Source organism: Streptomyces sp. RK62 (assembly GCF_018070255.1).
In the GTDB taxonomy this organism is placed as follows: domain Bacteria; phylum Actinomycetota; class Actinomycetes; order Streptomycetales; family Streptomycetaceae; genus Streptomyces; species Streptomyces nigra.
Window position 1 is genome coordinate 86,655 of sequence record NZ_JAGPYD010000020.1, and the last position, 20,647, is coordinate 107,301.

The 20,647-nt window shown below is 71.6% G+C and carries 17 protein-coding genes and 1 riboswitch; of the genes, 1 reads left to right on the forward strand and 16 read right to left on the reverse strand.

The window, feature by feature from the left end; translation table 11 throughout:
- Positions 1-60 precede the first annotated feature (60 nt).
- The 15 genes from KBY32_RS31495 to KBY32_RS31565 all read right to left on the reverse strand — a co-directional run bounded on the left by KBY32_RS31495 (position 61) and on the right by KBY32_RS31565 (position 16,376).
- Entirely contained in the window at positions 61-1,359 is a 1,299-nt protein-coding gene (locus KBY32_RS31495; protein ID WP_210982476.1) for a cyclopropane-fatty-acyl-phospholipid synthase family protein, read from the reverse strand.
- Positions 1,360-1,549: 190 nt separating this feature from the next.
- A complete protein-coding gene (locus KBY32_RS31500) occupies positions 1,550-2,938 on the reverse strand; it encodes an NAD(P)/FAD-dependent oxidoreductase (RefSeq protein ID WP_115508360.1) in 1,389 nt (462 codons plus the stop codon).
- Between the two features lie 540 nt (positions 2,939-3,478).
- Positions 3,479-4,423, reverse strand: a complete 945-nt coding sequence (locus KBY32_RS31505) for a Ppx/GppA phosphatase family protein (protein ID WP_210982477.1) — start codon at positions 4,421-4,423, stop codon at positions 3,479-3,481.
- Positions 4,420-4,953 carry a DUF501 domain-containing protein gene (locus KBY32_RS31510; RefSeq protein ID WP_055624208.1) on the reverse strand — a complete coding sequence of 178 codons (534 nt, stop codon included), beginning with the start codon at positions 4,951-4,953 and terminating at the stop codon, positions 4,420-4,422. The genes KBY32_RS31505 and KBY32_RS31510 overlap by 4 nt, the downstream gene beginning before the upstream one ends.
- A 10-nt stretch (positions 4,954-4,963) precedes the next feature.
- On the reverse strand, positions 4,964-5,452 hold the full coding sequence (locus KBY32_RS31515) for a septum formation initiator family protein (protein WP_055624207.1): 489 nt from the start codon (positions 5,450-5,452) through the stop codon (positions 4,964-4,966).
- A gap of 94 nt (positions 5,453-5,546) precedes the next feature.
- Positions 5,547-6,827: a phosphopyruvate hydratase gene (gene eno / locus KBY32_RS31520; protein WP_107096845.1), complete on the reverse strand. Its 1,281-nt coding sequence runs from the start codon at positions 6,825-6,827 to the stop codon at positions 5,547-5,549.
- Between the two features lie 224 nt (positions 6,828-7,051).
- Positions 7,052-7,729 carry a transglycosylase family protein gene (locus KBY32_RS31525; protein ID WP_210982478.1) on the reverse strand — a complete coding sequence of 226 codons (678 nt, stop codon included), beginning with the start codon at positions 7,727-7,729 and terminating at the stop codon, positions 7,052-7,054.
- Positions 7,730-7,733: 4 nt separating this feature from the next.
- A riboswitch (cyclic di-AMP (ydaO/yuaA leader) is annotated at positions 7,734-7,926 on the reverse strand.
- A 209-nt stretch (positions 7,927-8,135) separates the two neighbouring features.
- Positions 8,136-9,131 carry a transglycosylase family protein gene (locus tag KBY32_RS31530; RefSeq protein ID WP_210982479.1) on the reverse strand — a complete coding sequence of 332 codons (996 nt, stop codon included), beginning with the start codon at positions 9,129-9,131 and terminating at the stop codon, positions 8,136-8,138.
- A gap of 143 nt (positions 9,132-9,274) precedes the next feature.
- Positions 9,275-10,570, reverse strand: coding sequence for a cytochrome P450 (locus KBY32_RS31535; protein WP_210982480.1), 1,296 nt, complete (start codon positions 10,568-10,570; stop codon positions 9,275-9,277).
- 26 nt (positions 10,571-10,596) lie between these two features.
- On the reverse strand, positions 10,597-11,574 hold the full coding sequence (locus KBY32_RS31540) for a nucleoside triphosphate pyrophosphohydrolase (protein ID WP_055624202.1): 978 nt from the start codon (positions 11,572-11,574) through the stop codon (positions 10,597-10,599).
- A gap of 58 nt (positions 11,575-11,632) precedes the next feature.
- Complete coding sequence (locus tag KBY32_RS31545; protein WP_055624201.1) at positions 11,633-12,271, reverse strand: SurA N-terminal domain-containing protein; 639 nt, start codon at positions 12,269-12,271, stop codon at positions 11,633-11,635.
- Positions 12,272-12,422: 151 nt separating this feature from the next.
- A complete protein-coding gene (locus KBY32_RS31550; RefSeq protein ID WP_267890992.1) occupies positions 12,423-13,916 on the reverse strand; it encodes a serine/threonine-protein kinase in 1,494 nt (497 codons plus the stop codon).
- Positions 13,917-13,954: 38 nt separating this feature from the next.
- Positions 13,955-14,587: a hypothetical protein gene (locus KBY32_RS31555; RefSeq protein ID WP_055624199.1), complete on the reverse strand. Its 633-nt coding sequence runs from the start codon at positions 14,585-14,587 to the stop codon at positions 13,955-13,957.
- A 194-nt stretch (positions 14,588-14,781) separates the two neighbouring features.
- Positions 14,782-15,525 carry a GNAT family N-acetyltransferase gene (locus KBY32_RS31560; RefSeq protein ID WP_210982481.1) on the reverse strand — a complete coding sequence of 248 codons (744 nt, stop codon included), beginning with the start codon at positions 15,523-15,525 and terminating at the stop codon, positions 14,782-14,784.
- Positions 15,526-15,605: 80 nt separating this feature from the next.
- On the reverse strand, positions 15,606-16,376 hold the full coding sequence (locus tag KBY32_RS31565) for an HNH endonuclease family protein (protein ID WP_210982482.1): 771 nt from the start codon (positions 16,374-16,376) through the stop codon (positions 15,606-15,608).
- A gap of 193 nt (positions 16,377-16,569) precedes the next feature.
- Between KBY32_RS31565 and KBY32_RS31570 the strand changes: the two genes are divergently transcribed.
- Complete coding sequence (locus KBY32_RS31570; protein ID WP_055624197.1) at positions 16,570-16,755, forward strand: Rv0909 family putative TA system antitoxin; 186 nt, start codon at positions 16,570-16,572, stop codon at positions 16,753-16,755.
- A gap of 185 nt (positions 16,756-16,940) precedes the next feature.
- On the opposite strand, the gene mfd is transcribed toward KBY32_RS31570, so the two are convergent.
- The gene (gene mfd, locus KBY32_RS31575) at positions 16,941-20,471 is read right to left on the reverse strand and encodes a transcription-repair coupling factor (RefSeq protein ID WP_210982483.1); all 3,531 of its coding nucleotides are present in this window, start codon (positions 20,469-20,471) and stop codon (positions 16,941-16,943) included.
- Between the last annotated feature and the right edge of the window lie 176 nt (positions 20,472-20,647).

The window sequence follows — 20,647 nt, forward strand, 5'->3', positions numbered from 1 at the left end:
CACCGCAAGGGCCGGGCCCCCGTCACGGGGAGCCCGGCCCTTCCGTCTGCCGTGTGCGGTTCAGCCGCCCCAGACGCGGGCGCGCAGCGGCATCCCGGACTCGCCGGAGTCGGGGGTGCGTACCGCCAGCACCTGGTTGACGCCGATGCGGTTGCGCTCGAACGCCAGCGCCGAGGCGGCCATGTAGAGCCGCCAGACCCGGGCGCGCCCCGGCCCGGTCAGCTTCACCGCCCGGTCCCACCGTTCCTCCAGGTTGGCGACCCAGCGGCGCAGCGTCAGGGCGTAGTGCTCCCGCAGCGCCTCCACGTCCCGCACCTCGAACCCGGCGCGCTCCAGCTGCGCGACGGTCACGCCGATCGGCTGGAGCTCCCCGTCGGGGAAGACGTAGGCGTCGATGAACTCGTCGACCTGGTACGAGGATTCGTCGCGCTGCGGGCGGCGGCCGATCTGGTGGTTGAGCAGCCGTCCACCGGGCTTGAGGAGCCGGAACAGGACGTCCGCGTACTCCAGGTACCGCTCGGCGCCGACGTGTTCGGCCATGCCGATGGAGGAGATGGCGTCGTAGGGGCCGTCGGAGACGTCCCGGTAGTCCTGGACGCGGATCTCCACCTTGTCGGTCAGCCCCTCGTCGGCGACCCGCTTGCGGGCGTACGCCGCCTGCTCCTGGGAGAGGGTGATGCCGACGACCTCCACGCCGTACTCGCGGGCGGCGTGGAGGGCCATCGAGCCCCAGCCGCAGCCGACGTCGAGGAGCCGCATCCCGGCTCTCAGCCCCAGCTTGCGGCAGACCAGGTCGAGCTTGTCGCGCTGGGCGTCCTCGAGGGTGCCCTCGGGGGGCGGGGCCTGCCAGTAGGCGCAGGAGTAGACCATGGACGGGCCGAGGACGAGTTCGTAGAAGTCGTTGCCCACGTCGTAGTGGTGGCTGATGGCGCGCCGGTCGGTGTGCTTGGTGTGGCGGTGCCGGGGCCGGCGCACCTCCTCCGGCGGGGGCGCGGGCGGCAGCGGCAGACCGCCGAGCCGCACCAGTCCCGCGACCGCGGCGCGCGCCTCGGGATCACGCAGGATCTCCAGCGTGCCCCGGGCGTCCTCGCCGCGCTCCCAGACCAGTCCGGCGAGCAGGTCGAGGGCCGTGTAGAGGTCGCCCTCGATGTCCAGGTCCCCCGCCACCCAGGCGCGGGCCAGGCCGAGTTCGCCGGGCCGGTAGAGCAGACGGCGCACGGCGCGGCGGTTGCGGACGACGAGCGCCGGGGCTCCCGGCGGCCCGGACCGGGAGCCGTCCCAGGCGCGGATGCGCACCGGGAGGGGCGTTCCCAGCAGTTGTTCCAGAAGGACCTGCAGCCGCAGCGCGGCGTCAGCCATGGCGCACACCTCCGAATCCCGGAATGTCCAACACCACGTAAACACCTGAGGGGGGCGTGCGCAGTCCCCCACGCGCGTCACGGCTGGGCAAACAACCGCTACGGAGTCCGCAAACGCCGAAGGACCTCCCGCACCACGGATGGCGGGAGGTCCTTCGGTCGGCCCGGGGGTCGGTGGACGACCGGGAGGGTCAGGAGGCCTTGGCCTTCTCGCCCTTGTCGGCGGCGCTCGCGGCGGGCACCGGAGCGGGCTTGGCGGCCTCGTAGAACTCCTCGCGCGGAGTCTCCAGGGCGCCGAGGGAGACGACCTCGCGCTTGAGGAACATGCCGAGGGTCCAGTCGGCGAAGACGCGGATCTTGCGGTTGAACGTCGGCATCGCCATGCCGTGGTAGCCACGGTGCATGTACCAGGCGAGACGTCCCTTGAGCTTGATCTTCATCTTGCCCATGACGATCATCGCCACGCCCTTGTGCAGGCCGAGGCCCGCGACCGCGCCCTTGTTGGCGTGGCTGTACTCCTTCTGCGGGAAGCCCCGCATACCGGAGATCACGTTGTCGCCGAGGACCTTGGCCTGGCGCAGCGCGTGCTGGGCGTTCGGCGGGCACCAGGCGTTGGGGTTGCCGGCCTTGCGGCCGACGAGGTCCGGGACCTGGGCGTTGTCGCCGGCGGCCCAGATGTAGTCGGTGCCGACGACCTGGAGGGTCGGCTCGCAGTCGACGTGGCCGCGCGGGCCGAGGGGCAGACCGAAGCGGGAGAGCGCCGGGTTGGGCTTGACGCCGGCCGTCCACACGATGGTGTTGGAGTCGACCTCCAACCCGTTCTTCAGCACGACGTGGCCGTCGACGCAGGAGTCCATGGAGGTGGAGAGGTAGACCTCGACCCCGCGGGCCTCCAGGTGCTCCTTGCCGTACTGGCCGAGCTTGGGGCCGACCTCGGGGAGGATCTTGTCGGCGGCGTCGACGAGGATGAACCGCATGTCCTCGCGCTTGACGCTGGAGTAGTACTTGGCCGCGTCGCGGGCCATGTCCTCGACCTCACCGATGGTCTCGGCACCGGCGAAGCCGCCGCCGACGAACACGAAGGTGAGCGCCTTGCGGCGGATCTCCTCGTCGGTGGTGGAGTCGGCCTTGTCCAGCTGCTCGAGGACGTGGTTGCGCAGGCCGATGGCCTCCTCGATGCCCTTCATGCCGATGCCCTGCTCGGCGAGGCCGGGGATCGGGAAGGTGCGGGAGACCGCGCCCATCGCGATGACCAGGTAGTCGAACGGCAGCTCGTACGCCTCGCCCACGAGGGGGGCGATCGTGGCGACCTTGCGGTCCTGGTCGATGGTGGTGACCCGGCCGGTGAGGACCTCCGCCTTCGGCAACACGCGTCGCAGCGGGACGACGACGTGGCGCGGGGAGATGCTGCCGGCGGCGGTTTCGGGGAGGAAGGGCTGGTAGGTCATGTACGACCGGGGGTCGACGACCGTGACGGTCGCCTCGCCGTAGCGCATCTTCTTGAGAATGCGCCGAGCTGCGTACAGGCCTACGTACCCACCGCCTACTACGAGGATCCTGGGACGCTCCGTGGTGCTCATGCCATCGAGTATCCACCCGCCTCAGGGGGGTCGCTCGTGCGCCCCTTCACAAGCTCTTGCAGGGGCTGTGCTACACTCCCCGGCCCGCGTGACGCAGGTCATGCCCGCGAGAGGGAACCCGGGTCCACTGTGCCCCGTTGTCAATGCCGCGTGAGCTGCCTCTCTACCCCTGGGAGCCTCCCGTGAGGGGTCCGAAACACCACCCGGAACGACCTGTCGACACCCTGCTTACACCGTTTATCTGAACATGTTCAAGGGCCTGTTCACCCCTCGGAAGGGCCAACCGGCCCCTCTTCACCCCCGGACTTGACGGAAATCCTTGTGAAGAACTTCACGAACTTTCTCGAAGAGGGTCCCCGGGTGGGACTTCAGGGCGCCCGATACCCCGCTCAACCGTGCCGTCCGGCGCTCAGCGGAGGCGGTTTGACCAGCGTCGTTCACCGGTACGGGTATCCGCCCCGGCAGTCCGACGGGCGCCGGCACCTCTGGCCGCCGACGCCCTCGGAACCCAACTCAACGCCAAGGAAAAGCGGCGACGCCTCAGCGCACCAGCGACCAGGCGATGCCGTCCAGGATGTCGTGCTCGCTGACCACGACCTCGTCGGCGCCGACGCGCTCCATGATCGCCAGGAGGACCAGGGCGCCCGCCCCGATGACGTCGACCCGGCCCGGGTGCATGGAGGGCACGGCCGCCCGCTCCGCGTGCGTGGAGCGCAGCAGCCACTCGGTGATCTCGCGGACCCGGTCCAGGGTGACCCGGGAGTGGTGGATACGGGCCGAGTCGTACTCCGGCAGGTCCTGGGCGATCGCCGACACCGTGGTCACCGAGCCGGCCAGCCCGACCAGCGTCCTCGCCTCGCGCAGCGGCACCGTCTCCTCGGCGAGGTCCAGGGCCGCCTCGATATCGGCCCGTATGGCCGCGATCTGCGCGGCGGAGGGCGGGTCGGAGACCACGCCGTCCCGGACCAGGTGACGCTCCGTCATCCGCACGCAGCCCACGTCCACGGAGCGCGCGGCGCGCACATGCTCCTCGCCGACGACGAACTCGGTCGAGCCGCCGCCGATGTCCACGACGAGGTACGGCCGCTTCAGGTCGGCCCGCCCGGTCAGTTCGCGCGTGGCGCCGGTGAAGGAGAACTCGGCCTCCTGGTCGCCGGTGACGACCTCGGGCTCGACGCCCAGGATGTCCACGACACCGCGGACGAAGTCGTCGCGGTTCTCGGCGTCCCGGGACGCGGAGGTGGCGACGAAGCGGACCCGCTCGGCGCCGTGCTCCTCGATGACGGAGGCGTACGCGCGGCAGGCGGCGAAGGTGCGCTCCAGCGCCTCGGGCGCCAGCCGGCCCGTGCGGTCGACGCCCTGGCCGAGCCGCACGATCGTCATCCGCCGGTCCAGCTCTACGAGTTCACCGGAGTCCGGGTGCACGTCGGCCACGAGGAGCCGGATGGAGTTGGTGCCGCAGTCGACGGCCGCGACCCGGGTCATCGGTCCTCCTCCTTGGCGGGCAGCGTCACGCACGCGCCCTTGCGCCACCACTCCGGCAGCATCGCCAGCGCCTCGTCGCCCAGCGGGTTGACGCCGGGTCCGGCGGCCAGCGAGTGCGCGACCAGCACATGCAGGCACTTCACGCGGTCGGGCATGCCGCCCGCGCTGGGGAAGCCCTTCAGCTCCTCGATCTCGTCCCGGCGCCGGATGTAGTCCTCGTGCGCCGCGCGGTACGCGGCCGCCAGCTCGGGGTCGCTCTCCAGCCGCGCCGTCATCTCCTTCATCACGCCGTTGGCCTCGAGCGTGCCGATCGCCGACGACGCCTTCGGGCACGTCAGGTAGTACAGCGTCGGGAAGGGCGTGCCGTCGGGCAGGCGGGGGGCCGTCTCGACCACGTCCGGCTGGCCGCAGGGGCACCGGTGGGCGATCGCGCGCAGCCCGCGCGGGGGGCGGCCGAGCTGCTGCTTGAAGGCCTCGACGTCGGCGTCGGTGGGCTCGGTGCGCGGGGTGGGCGGCGGGGGCGTTTCCATGCCTGTCTTTCTATCGTCTCTGTTCGCTGCGGGCGGCGTCGGCCTTGTCGACGCCCTCCCAGAGGTTCGTGTACCAGGGGCGGTGGGCCGCGCCCAGGTCGGTCCGGGACTGCCTGGCCGCGTCCGGGTCGACGACGACGTAGCCGGTCTCGCCGGGCATCACATAGTGCAGCCGCAGCCGGATCTGCTGCTCGGCGTAGGCGTCGTCCTGCCAGCGGGCCTTGAGGTCGCGCAGTTCCTCGACGCGCCGGGCGGTCGCCGCCTTCTCCCGCTGGAGGTCGGCGATCTCGGCGCGCTGGGAGACGTACTGCCTTATCGGATACGCCATCGCCACGACGAGGGTGCAGACGACCAGCGCGAGCAGCGCGGCGCGGCTGGTGAGCCGGGAGCGCCGGGCCTGCCGCTTGGTCTGGGAACGGTAGACACGGGCCGCCGTCTGCTCCCCGAGCAACCGGATCCTGGTCGCGGTGGAGAACCGGTCCCGGTCCTTCACGGCCATGTCCCGCCTCCCGTCTCAACGCGCGTACGTCCCCGCACACGGTACGGGACCGAGTACGGGGACGTACGTACGACGCTTCCTACAGGCGCGTGCCTCAGCCCTTGAAGCGGGGGAACGCGCTGCGGCCGGCGTAGACGGCGGCGTCGTCGAGGATCTCCTCGATGCGCAGCAGCTGGTTGTACTTGGCGACGCGCTCGGAGCGGGCCGGGGCGCCGGTCTTGATCTGGCCGCAGTTGGTGGCGACGGCCAGGTCGGCGATGGTGACGTCCTCGGTCTCGCCGGAGCGGTGGGACATCATGCACTTGAAGCCGTTGCGCTGGGCCAGCTCGACGGCGTCCAGGGTCTCGGTGAGCGAACCGATCTGGTTCACCTTCACCAGCAGGGCGTTGGCGGCGCCCTCCTCGATGCCGCGGGCGAGGCGCTCCGGGTTGGTGACGAACAGGTCGTCGCCGACGAGCTGGACCTTGTCGCCGAGCTTGTCGGTGATGGTCTTCCAGCCGTCCCAGTCGTCCTCGAACAGCGGGTCCTCGATGGACACGAGCGGGTACGCGTCGACGAGCTCCGCGTAGTACTCGGTCATCTCGGCCGCCGAGCGCTCCTTGCCCTCGAAGGTGTAGACGCCGTCCTTGTAGAACTCGGAGGCGGCCACGTCCAGGGCCAGGGCGATCTGCTCGCCGGGGGTGTAGCCGGCTTCCTTGATCGCCTCGAGGATGAGGTCGAGGGCGTCGCGGTTGGAGCCGAGGTTCGGGGCGAAGCCGCCCTCGTCGCCGAGGCCGGTGGCCAGGCCCTTGTTCTTCAGGACCTTCTTGAGGGTGTGGTAGACCTCGGCGCCCCAGCGCAGGGCCTCGGAGAAGGACTCCGCGCCGATCGGGGCGATCATGAACTCCTGGATGTCCACGTTGGAGTCGGCGTGCGAGCCGCCGTTCAGGATGTTCATCATCGGCACCGGGAGCAGGTGCGCGTTGGGGCCGCCCAGGTAGCGGAAGAGCGGCAGGTCGCTGGCCTCGGAGGCGGCGTGGGCGACGGCGAGCGAGACGCCGAGGATGGCGTTGGCGCCGAGGGAGCCCTTGTTGTCGGTGGCGTCCAGGTCGAACATGGCCTGGTCGATCAGGCGCTGCTCGGTGGCGTCGTAGCCGACGAGCTCCGGGCCGATCTGCTCGATGACGGCGAGGACGGCCTTCTCGACGCCCTTGCCGAGGTAACGGTTGGTGTCACCGTCGCGCAGCTCGATGGCCTCGAAGGCGCCGGTGGAGGCGCCGGACGGGACGGCGGCACGACCGGTGCTGCCGTCGTCGAGGCCGACCTCGACCTCGACCGTGGGATTGCCTCGGGAGTCCAGGATTTCCCGGGCTACGACGACGTCGATGGACGGCACGAGCATCTCCTTCGTGGATGTGAAGCCTTTACGCAGCCCGCGTGGGTGCTGCGAGACGAGCCTAACCGGCTCCGGAGGTTCGGCCAGCGGTCGACCGCCCTGTGGACGGAACCGAGAGCGAATTGTTTCCGAACGGAACAAAAAGCGGGCGCGTACATCTACACAGAACCCCGCCCCGGCGCGCACGGGGGAACACGCGCCGGGGCGGGGAGCCTGTGGGGGTCCTACTTCAGGTGGAGCTGCTGACCCGGGTAGATCAGGTCGGCGTCCTGGACGATGTCCTTGTTCAGCTCGAAGAGCTTCTCCCAGCCGCCCTTGACGTCGTGGTCGGCGGCGATGGTGCTGAGGGTGTCGCCCTTGGCGACCTTGTACTCGCCGTCGCCCTTCTTGACCTTCTTGCCGGTCGGGGTGGTGACGGTCTTGGTGCTCTTCTCGGCGGCCGGACGGTCCGCGGAGCGGGAGGCCGGCTTCTCCTCGGTGGAGCGGGTGCTCTGCTCGCCACCGGTGGCGGCGGAGCCGTTGTAGGCCGCGCTCGACAGGCCGGTGCCGCAGTGCGGCCAGGCGCCCTTGCCCTGGCTCGCGAGGACCTTCTCGGCTATCGCGATCTGCTGGGCCTTGGTGGCCTGGTCGGCGGTGGAGGCGTACTGCGTGCCGCCGTAGGCCGCCCAGGTCGAGGCGGAGAACTGCAGACCGCCGTAGTAGCCGTTGCCGGTGTTGATCGACCAGTTGCCGCCGGACTCGCACTGGGCGACGGTGTCCCACTCGGAGGCGGTGGCGGCCGAGGCGCTGCCGGCGGCCATCAGCGGGCCGGCGACGGCGGCGGCGCCGGTGACGCCGACGACGGCGATGGCGCGGGCGGCCTTGGACGGACGACGGTGCTTGCCCTTGCTGGAGAACAGCATGGAGAGATCCCCTCACCGACGCCTACGAGGTGAGCTGTCGGGTTCGGGCCGGTTGAGTTGCCCGGTCGCCCACCACTGGTGCGTGGTGCGCGACTTCACCCCAAGCCGGTTCCGGCCGTGAGTCCCCGGAGGGCCTCGACTTCCGGACCCGGCGCTTACCTTGGGTCCCCCGCTCCTGCCTACGGCGCATGACGCGACGACTGTTCCCGGACGGCCGCCGGCAGGATTCGGCGTGACGGCTGTCGGGGCTCGCACTGGAGGCGAGCGGTCACGACCGTAGACACGCCGCTCGGGGATTTTCAAAGACGATCAAGGCTTCTGAGATCTATCTCTCAGTCCATCTAAAACGGACATTCACCATGAAAGCGGGGCATGAACTGCCGCTTCATTTGGCCCTGTTCGGCCCTTATTCGGTGGGGACGTCCAGCGTCTGACCGGGAGCGATGTTGTCGGCGTCGGCGCCGATGGCCGCCTTGTTCGCCTCGTACAGCGCGCGCCATCCGCCGTCGACGTCAAGGGAGTCGGCGATGGAGGCGAGCGTGTCACCCGCGCGGACCCGGTAGGAGGCGTGGCGGCCGGAGGAGGCGGAGTCGCCGTCCGCGGACTTGGTCTCCTCGGCACTGGCGCCGCGGTGCCGCCCGGAACCGGCCGGTACGTCCTCGATCGCGGCGGTGTCGACGAGGCTCCAGGATCCGGCACTCTGCCCGGAGTTGTCCTGGTTCGTGATCTCGGGGCTCTCCACCGGGGAGCTGTCCGGGGAGGCGGTGGCGGTGGCGCCGGACTTCTCGGCCTTCTCGGGCTTTCCGGACTTCTCCGCCTCGGGTGAGGACGGGGCGGAGCTCTCCGGCGACGCGGACGACGAGCCGCTCGGGGTGCTCGACGCACCGCCGGAGGAGCCCGAACCGTCCGAAGAACCGGAAGAATCGGACGAGTCGGAGGAATCAGAGGAATCGAGCAAGCCGGACGACCCGGACACCTCGCTCGGGGAGTCCCCGGAGACACCGGTGTCGAGGTCGATGGCACCCGACTTCTTGCTGAGCCCGTTGAGCACCGCGCAGGTGCCCCAGGGGGCCGTCCCGCGCTCGGCGAGGACCTTCTGCGCCACGGCGATCTGCTGCGAGCGGCTCGCCAGATCCGGGCTCGCGGCGTAGTCGAGACCGCCGAAGGCCTCCCAGTCCGCCTGGGTCAACTGGAGCCCGCCGTAGTGCCCGTTGCCCGTGTCCGCGCTCCAGGAGCCACCGCTCTCGCACTCGGCGACCTTGTCCCACACGTTCCCGTCCGCCGCGCTCGCGCCCGAGGCGCCGAGGAGCGGGATGGCGATGGCGGAGCCGGTCACTCCGGCCGCGACGAGAAGAGCCGGAGCCTGGCGGGGGCGACGGTGACGACCGTTCCCGGAGAGCATGCGGGGACCTTTCGCGAGACAGCGGTGACCAAGGGATGCGGAATCCGCGTCCCTTCGTTGATGGGTGAACGTATAGGCAGACGATCACTTGTCACAAGTTAATGCCGCGCAGATCACGTGAAGATCACAGACATGAGCGCATGTCATGTTTGCGGAGCGGAACTCTTGACTCCGACCGGGGTGAACTCCACGGGCAGGGTGCGCAGCCCCCGCATGATGAGACCGCCCCGCCACCTCAACTCGGCGGGATCGGCGGCCAGTCGGAGGTCTGGGAGCCGGGTGAGGAGGGTGGCGAGGGCCGTCTGTCCCTCCAGCCGGGCCAGCGGGGCGCCGAGGCAGTAGTGGATGCCGTGGCCGTAGCCCAGGTGCTGGTTGTCCCGGCGGGAAAGGTCGAGGACGTCGGGGTCGGCGAACCGCTCCGGGTCCCGGTCGGCGGCGGCCAGGACGACCAGGACCGGATCACCGGCGGCGATGTGCTGCCCGCCGATGGTCAGCGGCTCGGTGGCGAACCGCCAGGTGGCCAGCTCCACCGGGCCGTCGTAGCGCAGGAGTTCCTCGACGCCGGTCTCCAGCAGGGCGGTGTCGCCGGCGGTCAGGGAGTCCTGGAGGCGGGCGCGCTGCCCGGGGTGGGTGAGCAGGGCGTAGGTGCCGTTCCCGATGAGGTTGACGGTGGTCTCGAAACCGGCGAACAGCAGGATGAAGGCCATGGCGGCGGCCTCGTTCTCGGTGAGGTGCTCGCCGTGGTCGGAGGCCCGGATGAGACCGGAGATGAGGTCCTCGTCCGGGGCCGGGGTGTCGGGCAGCGCTTCGCGCTTGCGGTGGATGAGGTCGGCCAGATAGCCGCGCATCTTCTTCACGGACCGGGCGACGCCGCCCCGCGGGCCGCCCTGGTGCCGGATCATCATGCCCGCCCAGTCCCGGAAGTCGTCCTGGTCCTCGCGGGGGACGCCGAGCAGGTCGCAGATGGCGTGGATGGGCAGCGGGAAGGCGAACTCGTGGATGAGGTCGGCCTCCCCCTTCCCGGCGAACCCGTCGATGAGGCGGTCGGTCAGCTCCTGCACCCGGGGCGCGAACGCGGCGACGCGGCGCGGTGTGAACGCCTTGCTGACCAGGCGCCGCAGCCGGGTGTGGTCCGGCGGGTCGATGTTCAGCAGATGCGTCATCAGCTCGGCCTTGCGCTCACCGGGGATGCCGGTGCGGCCCTTGGCGTGGGCCGGTTCGGCGTGGTGGGCCGGGTTCTTGGAGAGCCGGTTGTCGGCGAGCGTCTGCTTGGCGTCGGCGTACCGCGTGACCAGCCAGGCCTCCACGCCGCTGGGCAGCCGGGTCCGGTGCACGGGCGCGTGCTCCCGCAGCCAGGCGTACGCCGGGTACGGGTCGGTGGCGAACTCCCAGGTGAACAGCTCGGGAGCGGAGGCGGGGCATCGGGGCTGGTCGGTCACGCCTCGACCGTATAGGCCGTACCGGCCTACGCCGACACGCCCTCCGCTGCCCGGACCGCGTCCCGGTAGGCCCGGGCGGCGACCCGCAGGGCGGCCTCCGGGTCGACGCCGGCCTCCGCCGCCCGCACCGCCGTCGCGAGCAGGTCGTAGCCGACCCCCTCCCCGGCGGGCAGCGGGACGTCGAGTCCGGCCGTGTGGACGCGGGACGCCAGCTTCGCCGCGAGGGCGAGGCCGGGCTGGCCGAGCGGGATGCCGTCGGTGACCGACTCCCGCCGCTTCTCCTCCGCCTTCGTCCGCAGCCAGTGCTCGCGGACCTCCTCGGGGGTCGTCGCGGTCGCGTCGCCGAAGACATGGGGGTGGCGGTGGATCAGCTTGGCGACGATGCCGCCGGCCACGTCGTCGATGGAGAACGGGGCGTCGGGGTGCTCCTCGGCGATCCGGGCGTGGAAGACGACCTGGAGCAGGACGTCGCCCAGTTCCTCGCGCAGCTCGTCGCGGTCGCCGTCCTCGATCGCCTCAACCAGTTCGTACGCCTCCTCGATGCCGTACTTGGCCAGGCCCTCGTGGGTCTGCCGGGAGGACCAGGGGCACTCGGCGCGGATGCGGTCCATGACCTGGACCAGGTCGAGGAGGCGGGCACCGGGCAGGTCGTAGGAGGCGGGCAGCAACTCCAGCTCGGGCATCCGGACCCTGCCGGTCCCGGCGAGACGGGCGAGGCCGTCGGTGAGCGCGGGCTCGCCCTCGCCGGTGGCCACGACGACGGCGGTCCGGCCGCCGGAGCACGCCTCGACCAGCTGTTCGGCGGTCGGGGCGGCCTCGTCGACGGTGATCCCGGCCTCGCGCAGATACGGCAGCTGCGGGTGCGCGCCGTCCGCGCACAGCACCCGGTCGGCCGTGCGCAGTGCCTGCCAGGCGGGCCAGGACAGCAGGCCGGGCGCGACGCGGTGGCTGGTGGTGAGCAGGACGATACGGCCGGGGGCGGCTTCGGGACTGGTTGCGTTCACGCTCCGAACGTAACCCACGTCCCGGGTGCGGCTCTTCGGCCGTCCCCGGTCCGGCCGGCTACGCGGGCTGCTGCGGCGCGGTGACCTCGCGCAGCCAGGGGGCCTTGGCGTCGGTGCGGGCGCTCTGGCGGGTGTCCCAGGTGCCGTAGCGGGGGTTGAGGTCGATGTCGAGCTTCTTGGAGGCCGCGGCCAGCGCGTCCCAGAAGGCGGGCTTGCCGGTGTCGGTGCCGAGCGCGGTGGCGAGCTTCTGGGCCTCCAGCTGGAGGCGGAGGTTGTCGTCGAGGCGCTGCGGCGGGACGCCGTACTGCTGGAGCCAGGACGTCTCGAGCGCCTTCGCGCCGCCGACCTGCTTCTCCAGGCCCTCCCGCATCTCCTGGACCTCCTTGCGGGTCACGCTCACGCCGTGGTCGAGGGCGGCCCGGTGCAGCACCCGGTCGAGGACCATGGTGTGCAGCACGTCGCGCGGGAGGGTGCCGGACTTGGCGATGACCTGGGCGTAGGCGGCCTCGTCGGGGACGGCGGCGCGCTGGGCGTCGCGTACCTCGCTCACCCGGTTCTCCAGCTGGGCGACGGTGATCCGCTGGTCTCCGACGACGGCGGCCGCGCCCGGATGCGCGTCGCTTCCGCACGCGGTGAGCAGGGGTGCCGCGGCGAGCACGGCGGAGAGCAGGAGCGCGGTACGACGGCGGCGGTGCAAGGAGACCTCCCGAGGGGCGCTTGTGCGTCGGTGCACAAAGTCTTGCGGTGATCGATGGTAGGCAGTGGGCAAGCTCTGGCCAACCCATTCGACCAACGATTCGCGTGCGCTTCGGGCACCCGCCACCCGGCGCGGCGCGATCTCCGCGTGGTCAGCCTCGGACCTGGCCCAGCCACTGGAGGGTGCGGCGGACCTCGGCGGCGAGGGGGTGGGCGGGGCCGTGCAGGCGCTCGACGTCCATCAGGAGCCGGGCGAGGGTGTCGTGGGCGGCGGGACGGTCGCCGAGGGCGAGCAGCAGATGCCCGATACGGCGGCGCACGTCGTGGGCGAGCACGGGGTCGCCGGAGACGTACTGGTTCTCGTAGTACGGCAGCAGCGAGCGGTACTCGGCGAGGGCGGCGGCCGGTTCACCGAGCTGTTCGAGGCACTGGGCGACGTCGTAGCGGAAGCGCAGGGACTGCGGGTCGGCCTGGCCGGCCTCGGAGGCCCGCTCGTCGGCGAGGCGGCGCAGCTCGGGCAGGGCGCGCCGGTACTGGCCGTCGTCCATGAGCGTGGCCGCGTACTGCTTGCGCAGGGTGCGCACGACCGGCGAGTTGCCGCCGTGCTGTTCGGCCGCGACGGGCAGGATCGCGCCGAGGATGTCGACGGCCTGGGTGATCCGGCCCTCGCCGAGGAGGCGCTTGACCTCGTCGACGGCCCGTGCCACGTCGGCCTTCTCGTCGGCGGGCGGCGCCGGGGCGGCGGGCGCCGGCTGGGGCGCGGGGGTGCGGGCGCGGTCCGGCCAGGGGGCGTGCGGGCGCAGGAAGGGGCGGGTGGGGTCGAGGGGCTCCCCGCTGGGTATGCCGCGCGCGGGCAGCAGCGGCGCCAGGGACTCGTAGACCTCCTGAGCGGAGGCCGGGCGGTGCTGGGGGTCCTTGGCGAGCAGGCGCAGGACCAGTGCCTCCAGGGCCTCGGGGACCTCGGGGCGGGACTGGCGCACCGGCTGCGGGGGCTCGTACAGATGCCGGTGCAGCACGCCGAGCGCGGTCGAGCCGGAGAACGGCACGTCCCCGCTGAGCAGTTCGTGCATCAGGACGCCGAGCGCGTACAGGTCGGTGTACGGGCCGACGGCGCCGCCCATGGCCTGCTCGGGAGCCATGTAGGCGGGTGAGCCGATCGGGGAGCCGGTGTGGGTGAGGCGCGTGGTGTCGGTGTCCATGACGGAGGCGACGCCCAGGTCGAGGACGGTGACGGTGCCGTCCTGCTTCACCATCACGTTGCGCGGCTTGAGGTCGCGGTGGACGATCGGCACCGCGTGCACGGCGCTGAGCACGGCGCACAGCTGCGCGGCGACCGCGACCGCCCAGGGCCACGGGTACGCCTCCCGTTCGGCGAGGTGGGCGGAGAGGTCGACGCCGTCGACGTACTGCATGACGAGGAACAGCTCCTCGCCCTCGCTGCCCGCGTCGTGCACGGTGACCAGGCCGGGGTGGTCGACCTGCGCGGTCACCCGGCACTCGCGCACGAAGCGGCGGCGCAGCTCGTCCGCCTCCTGCCCGGCGACCTTGTCGGGGCGCAGCAGCTTCACCGCCACGCGCCGGTCGAGCCGCTGGTCGTAGGCCGTCCAGACCTGGCCCATGCCACCCTGCCCGATGAGGGTGGACAGCTCGTAGCGGCCGGAGACGACATGTCCGGTCGTCGCGGTCACTGCCCGCCCTCACGGGTGTCGTCGGGCCGTCCGTCCTGGCGGCGCAGATAGTCGCTGAGCTCGTCGAGTTCGGCGCGCACCTGGTCGATACGGGCGGGCGCGGGGCGCTGCGGGGGCGGCGGCACGGGAGTGTCGCGGGGAACGGGCGGCACCGGGGTGTGCGGCGTCGACGGCACCGGCGTATGGGGCGTGGACGGCACGGTCGTCGCGGTGTACGGCGACGCGGGCCGCGGATAGCCGTACGCCGGGCCGACCGGCGGCCGCTGGACGTAGCCGCCGGTGAGACGGGCCTGCTGGAAGTGGCGGATGTCCGCGGCGAGGTAGTAGGCGATTCCGGCCACGATGCCGCCGAGCACCAGGAGGAGGCCGAAGTAGCCGCCCCCGGTGTTGATCTCGTCTCCGGGCTCGGAGCCGATGAGGTAGAACCCGAAGTAGGGCACCACGATCGAGGCCACGAACAGGCACCAGTCGAGCGCCCGGCGGGTCACGATGGCCAGGCGCAGCATCATCGCGAAGGTCAGCAGGCCGAAACTGAACACGGTGACCGCGACGAACAGCACGCGCAGGAAGACCAGCGTCCCGTTGGACGGCGGCTGCTTCACCGGCTGTGTGTAGCCGTGGCCTTGCATGGCTGCTCCTGATGCCTGACGAGGTGGACGGACCCGACCGATCCTGCCCGATGGCGCAATCCCGGTCGTGTGAGGGTCGCTTCGAGCGTATAGGTCGACACCGAGGTCCGGTCACCGGTTGTACCGGATCGTTGTCGTGCTGATCACCTCGTACGACGGCGCAGGTGGCGGAGGCGGGGCTTCCGGGCGCCGGTTCAGAGCGCGTGGCGCATCCACACGTTGGGCTCGACGTACACCGCGAGGTCCCGCTCGGGCTCGCACCGCACCGGCACCAGCGCCCCCGGCACCTCCACGTCCCCCTCGGTGTCGAACGGCAGCCCGGTCCAGCCGCGCCACATCTCCAGCGACCCGACGACGGTCATCGAGGCGGGCGCGACGCGTTCCACGGTGGCCCCGGCGCGGGCGTGGACGCGCATCCACGGGTCGTACGGCAGCCCGTCGGGGCGTACACGGTGCGCGTACTCCTCGATGGGGGTGCGCGGTTCGAGGTGCTTGGCGCTGGGGCGGACCGGCGCGACGACCTCGGTGAAGCCGTGCGCACGGGCCTGGTCGCGCATCGCGCCGAGCATCCGGGCGGACAGCCCGCCGCCCTGGACCTGCGGCGCGACGACGACGGAGATGGCGCTGACCGTGTCGGTGCGGGTCCCGGACCGCAGGTCGGAGAAGGCCCACGCCAGCACCTGGTCCCAGCCACGCGCCGGCAGGGCGCCACGCCCCTCGACATCCAGCGCGAACGGCACGCTGAAGGCGTGGGCGACGACCTCGCCCCCCTCGTCCTCGGCGAACAGCACGTACTCGGGGAACTCGGCGAGTATCCGCCCGTAATGGCTGTTCCCCACGAGATCGTGCAGCACGACCTCCGGCCAGCTGTCCGCCATCCCCAGCACCGCCGCCACCCGCTCGGGCCGCTCGGCGAGACTCCACACCTTGGTCTCCATGCGGGTCACGGTAAGGCGGGGGATGAGGGCGGCAAAGTCCTTTTCCGCGGCGCCGTTTCAGGGGCTGATTCAGGGCCGTCTCAGCCGCCGCACTGGCGCAGCATCATCTCCTTGTCCGCCTTCGTCACCGGCAGTTCGTACTTGAGGGAGACCTGGGCGAAGCGGACCGCGTACGAGCACCGGATCGGCCTGCTCGGCGGCAGCCAGGAGGCGGGCCCCGAGTCGCCCTTGGAGCTGTTGGTGGGGCCGTCGACCGGGAGCAGGTTGAGCGGGTCGTTGGCGATGTCCTGCCGTTTGCCCTCCGGCCACCGCGAGGCGCCCATCTGCCAGTCGTAGGACAACGGCATGACGTGGTCGATCTGCACACTGGTGGCCTTGGACTTGGTCCACTCGATGGTCCGGCCCGTGTACGGGTCGTCCAGCGTCATCGACATCACCACACAGTCGGAGCCGGAACGGAAGCGGACATCCTGGCCGTCGCGCTTCAGGAGGTCGTTGCGGGTGTCGCAGCCGTTGCGGGAGAACGGGACCCCGCCGGGCGCCGAGTCCATCCACGCGTAGCCGAACGCCTCGCGGTCGTAGCCGGTTCTCGGGCCGCGGCCCTTGGTCGTGACCTTCTCGATGAGGGCGCGGGCCTCGGCCCGGTCCGCGTCCGACGTGAGAGGCGCCAGGCCCGGTTTCGTGCCGTCCGGGTTGTCCAGCGGGCTCGTGGCGCGGCCCGATCCCGCGGCCGGGCCGGCGCCGGACGTACCGTCCGGTGCGGGCAGCTCGACGTTCTCGCAGCCTCCCAGCAGCAGTGCCGTGCCGAGCACCGCCGCGGCGGTCGCCGCCCCACCCCTCAGACGCCTCACCGTGCGGTCCCTCCCCTGGCCTGCCCGGACGCCCCGGGGCCATGACTCTCTTCCCCGGATTTCCGGGCGTGCACACGGTAACCGCCCGGCGCATCGGGGTATCCGGGAGGTCCAGACCAGAAACCGGCCAAATGCGCATTGCACGCAAGTCGGGCGTATCGTCGATCGTGAGTCACTCGGGAAGGAGCTCTGGATGGGCATCTTCGACAGGTTCAAGAGCAACCGCCAGGCGCAGGACAAGGCCGGGGGCATGTCCGACGCCGCGGAGCGAAAGGTCAACGAGAAGACGGGCGACAAGTACGAGAGCCAGGTCGACGACGCTCAGCAGCGGATCGAGCGCCAGGCAGGCATGGACCGCGACAAGCCCGACCAGCCGTGAGGCCGTAGACCCACGCCCAGCCCGAGAGAGCCGTCCGCGGACCCAGTCGACTTCCGCGGACGGCTTCGCGTGAGCGGGAGCGCCGGCGCCAGCGGGGGCGGAGGCGAGGGCGGCCCTCGCGGCGACCCTCTTCCGTCACACCGACTGAGCCAGGCAGCCAGGCAGCCAGACCGGATCCCCCTGGGTCAGGACCCCAGCACCGACGTGAGGAACTCCCCGACCCAGCCCAGCAACTCCCGCCCGACCAGCGGCTTTCCGCCGACCTTCGCGGTCTTGGGGCGCGGCACCAGCACCTGGTGCACCGACGGCTTGATGACCGTGCCCGGGTACAGCCGCTTGAGGCGCAGCTCCTGCGACTCGCGCAACTCCACCGGCGCGAACCGGATGTTGCTGCCCTGCAGCACGACCTCGCCGACCCCGCACGCACGCGCCAGCATCCGCAGCCCGGCCACCAGCAGCAGGTTCTCCACCGGCTCGGGCAACTTGCCGTAGCGGTCGACGAGTTCCTCGCGGACGGCCTTGATGTCCTCCTCCGTGTTGGCGGAGGCGATGGCGCGGTACGCCTGGAGGCGCAGCCGCTCGCCGGGCGCGTAGTCGTGCGGGACGTGCGCGTCGACGGGGAGCTCGATCTTGACCTCCAGCGGCGGCTCCTCCTCCACACCGCCCTCCAGCGAGGCCCGGTAGTCCGCCACCGCCTCGCCGACCATACGGACGTAGAGGTCGAAGCCGACGCCCGCGATGTGCCCGGACTGCTCGCCGCCCAGCAGGTTTCCGGCGCCGCGGATCTCCAGGTCCTTCATGGCCACGTACATGCCCGCGCCCATCTCGGTGTGCTGGGCGATGGTGGCCAGCCGTTCGTGCGCGGTCTCCGTGAGCGGCTTCTCCGGCGGGTACAGGAAGTAGGCGTAGCCGCGCTCACGGCCCCGGCCGACACGGCCGCGCAGCTGGTGCAGCTGGGAGAGGCCGAAGTTGTCGCCGCGCTCGACGATCAGGGTGTTGGCGTTGGAGATGTCGATGCCGGACTCGACGATCGTCGTGGAGACGAGGACGTCGAACTTCTTCTCCCAGAAGTCCACGACGACCTGCTCCAGCGCCTGCTCCGACATCTGCCCGTGGGCGGTGGCGATCCGCGCCTCGGGGACGATCTCGCGCAGCCGGGCGGCGGCCCGGTCGATCGACTCGACGCGGTTGTGGATGTAGAAGACCTGGCCCTCGCGCAGCAGCTCACGGCGGATCGCCGCGCCGATCTGCTTCTCCTCGTACGGCCCGACGAAGGTGAGGACCGGGTGCCGCTCCTCCGGCGGGGTGGTGATCGTGGACATCTCACGGATGCCGGTGACCGCCATCTCCAGGGTGCGCGGGATCGGGGTCGCGGACATCGTCAGGACGTCGACGTTGGCGCGCAGCTTCTTCAGCTGCTCCTTGTGCTCGACGCCGAAGCGCTGCTCCTCGTCGACGATGACCAGGCCCAGGTCCTTGAACTTGGTCTCGGACGAGAACAGCCGGTGGGTGCCGATGACGACGTCCACCGAGCCCTCGCGCAGCCCCTCCAGGACCGCCTTCGCCTCGGTGTCGGTCTGGAAGCGGGACAGCGCGCGCACGTTCACCGGGAACTGCGAGTAGCGCTCGGAGAACGTGCCGAAGTGCTGCTGCACCAGCAGGGTCGTCGGCACGAGCACGGCGACCTGCTTGCCGTCCTGGACGGCCTTGAACGCCGCGCGCACCGCGATCTCCGTCTTGCCGTAGCCGACGTCGCCGCAGACCAGGCGGTCCATCGGGACCGACTTCTCCATGTCCTCCTTGACCTCGGCGATCGTCGTCAGCTGGTCCGGGGTCTCGGCGTACGGGAAGGCGTCCTCCAGCTCGCGCTGCCACGGGGTGTCACCGCCGAACGCGTGCCCCGGCGCGGCCATGCGCGCGCTGTACAGCTTGATCAGGTCGGCCGCGATCTCCTTCACGGCCTTCTTCGCGCGGGCCTTCGTCTTCGTCCAGTCGGCGCCGCCGAGCCGGTGCAGCGTGGGCGCCTCGCCGCCGACGTACTTGGTGATCTGCTCCAGCTGGTCGGTGGGGATGTAGAGCCGGTCGCCGGGCTGGCCGCGCTTGGCCGGGGCGTACTCGACGACCAGGTACTCGCGGGTGGCGCCCTGCACGGTGCGCTGCACCATCTCGATGTAGCGGCCGACGCCGTGCTGCTCGTGGACGATGTAGTCGCCCGTCTCCAGGGTGAGCGGGTCGATGGTCTTGCGGCGGCGGGCCGGCATCCGGGCGCCCTCGCGGCCGGCGGCCTTCTGCCCGGTCAGGTCGGTCTCGGTGAGGACGGCCAGGCCGAGCGCGGGGTCGATGAAGCCGTAGTCGATGCAGCCGCAGGCGACGTGCACGACGGACGGGGAGATCTCGTCCAGGTCGATGGTCAGGCGGGCCGGGACGCCCTCCCCGCCGAGCACCTCGACCGTGCGGGCCGCCGGGCCGTGGCCCTCGGTCACGAAGACCGTGCGCCAGCCGTCGGCGAGCCAGCCCTTGGTGTCGGCGAGCGCCTTCGCGGTGTCGCCGCGGTAGGCCTCGGGGGCGCGCATGCCCAGCTTGAGGGTGTCCGTGTCGAGCTCGTCGTCGGCGGCGAACGGCGACACCGACCACCACATCATGTCCAGCTCGCGCGCCCGCTCGCGGACGTCCGCGATGGACCACAGGGAGGCCGCGCCGACGTCGATGGGGGCCTCGCCCCCGCCCGCGGTGGCCGCCCAGGACGCCTGCAGGAACTCCTGCGAGGTCGCCACCAGGTCGGCGGCGCGGGTGCGGACCCGCTCGGGGTCGGCGACGACGGCCATGGAGCCCTTGGGCAGGACGTCGAGCAGCAGCTCCATGTCGTCGACGAGGACCGGCGCCAGGGACTCCATGCCCTCGACGGCGATGCCCTCGGCGATCTTGCCGAGCAGCTCGCCCAGCTCCGCATGCTGCTCGGCGAGCACCCGCGCCCGCTCGCGCACCTCGTCGGTGAGCAGCAGCTCACGGCAGGGCGGCGCCCACAGGCCGTGCTCGGCGACCTCCAGGGAGCGCTGGTCGGCGACCTTGAAGTAGCGGATCTCCTCGACGTCGTCGCCCCAGAACTCGATGCGCAGGGGGTGTTCCTCGGTGGGCGGGAAGACGTCGAGGATGCCGCCGCGCACGGCGAACTCGCCGCGCTTCTCGACGAGCTCCACGCGCGCGTAGGCGGCGGCCGCCAGGGCGTCCACCACGGCGTTCAGATCGGCGGTCTGGCCGCTGCGCAGCGCGACCGGCTCCAAATCGCCGAGGCCCTTGACCTGCGGCTGGAGCACGGAGCGCACGGGCGCCACCACCACGGAGACCGGTCCGGTCTCCGGGTCGTCGGGCCGGGGGTGGGCGAGCCGGCGCAGCACGGCCAGGCGGCGGCCCACGGTGTCGCTGCGGGGGCTGAGGCGCTCGTGCGGCAGGGTCTCCCAGGACGGGTACTCCACGACGCCCTGCTCGGGCAGCAGGGAGCGCAGCGCCGCCGCGAGGTCCTCGGCCTCCCGGCCGGTCGCCGTGACGGCGAGGACGGTGCGGCCGGACTCGCGCGCGAGGGCCGCGATCGCGAAGGGGCGGGCCGCCGGGGGGCCGACCAGGTCGACGTGCATGCGGTTGCCGTCCGCGGCCGCCGTGATCGCTTCCGCCAGGGCGGTGTCCTTGACTACGGCGTCGAGCAGACCGTGCAGACTCATGGAGGGCGCTTTCCGTCCAAAGGGATGGGCAACACGAAGGGCCCGACACGTGGGGACGGGCCGGGTGTTCCAGCGTACGTCGCCACAGACCCGGACGTCGGAGCCTGTGGACAACCCACGATCACCCCGCCGGGCTCCGGACGCGAGGGCCTGTGGACAACCGCGCCCACCCCACC

Bases quoted from the DNA above. Each gene is read 5' to 3' on its own strand.
- KBY32_RS31570 (WP_055624197.1), top strand. From the start codon at position 16,570: ATGGGCATCTTCGACAGGTTCAAGAGCAACCGCCAGGCGCAGGACAAG.
- KBY32_RS31555 (WP_055624199.1), bottom strand. From the start codon at position 14,587: ATGCAAGGCCACGGCTACACACAGCCGGTGAAGCAGCCGCCGTCCAAC.
- KBY32_RS31525 (WP_210982478.1), bottom strand. From the start codon at position 7,729: ATGCTGTTCTCCAGCAAGGGCAAGCACCGTCGTCCGTCCAAGGCCGCC.
- KBY32_RS31560 (WP_210982481.1), bottom strand. From the start codon at position 15,525: ATGGAGACCAAGGTGTGGAGTCTCGCCGAGCGGCCCGAGCGGGTGGCG.
- KBY32_RS31510 (WP_055624208.1), bottom strand. From the start codon at position 4,953: ATGGAAACGCCCCCGCCGCCCACCCCGCGCACCGAGCCCACCGACGCC.
- KBY32_RS31495 (WP_210982476.1), bottom strand. From the start codon at position 1,359: ATGGCTGACGCCGCGCTGCGGCTGCAGGTCCTTCTGGAACAACTGCTG.
- KBY32_RS31500 (WP_115508360.1), bottom strand. From the start codon at position 2,938: ATGAGCACCACGGAGCGTCCCAGGATCCTCGTAGTAGGCGGTGGGTAC.
- KBY32_RS31515 (WP_055624207.1), bottom strand. From the start codon at position 5,452: ATGGCCGTGAAGGACCGGGACCGGTTCTCCACCGCGACCAGGATCCGG.
- KBY32_RS31530 (WP_210982479.1), bottom strand. From the start codon at position 9,131: ATGCTCTCCGGGAACGGTCGTCACCGTCGCCCCCGCCAGGCTCCGGCT.
- KBY32_RS31505 (WP_210982477.1), bottom strand. From the start codon at position 4,423: ATGACCCGGGTCGCGGCCGTCGACTGCGGCACCAACTCCATCCGGCTC.
- mfd (WP_210982483.1), bottom strand. From the start codon at position 20,471: ATGAGTCTGCACGGTCTGCTCGACGCCGTAGTCAAGGACACCGCCCTG.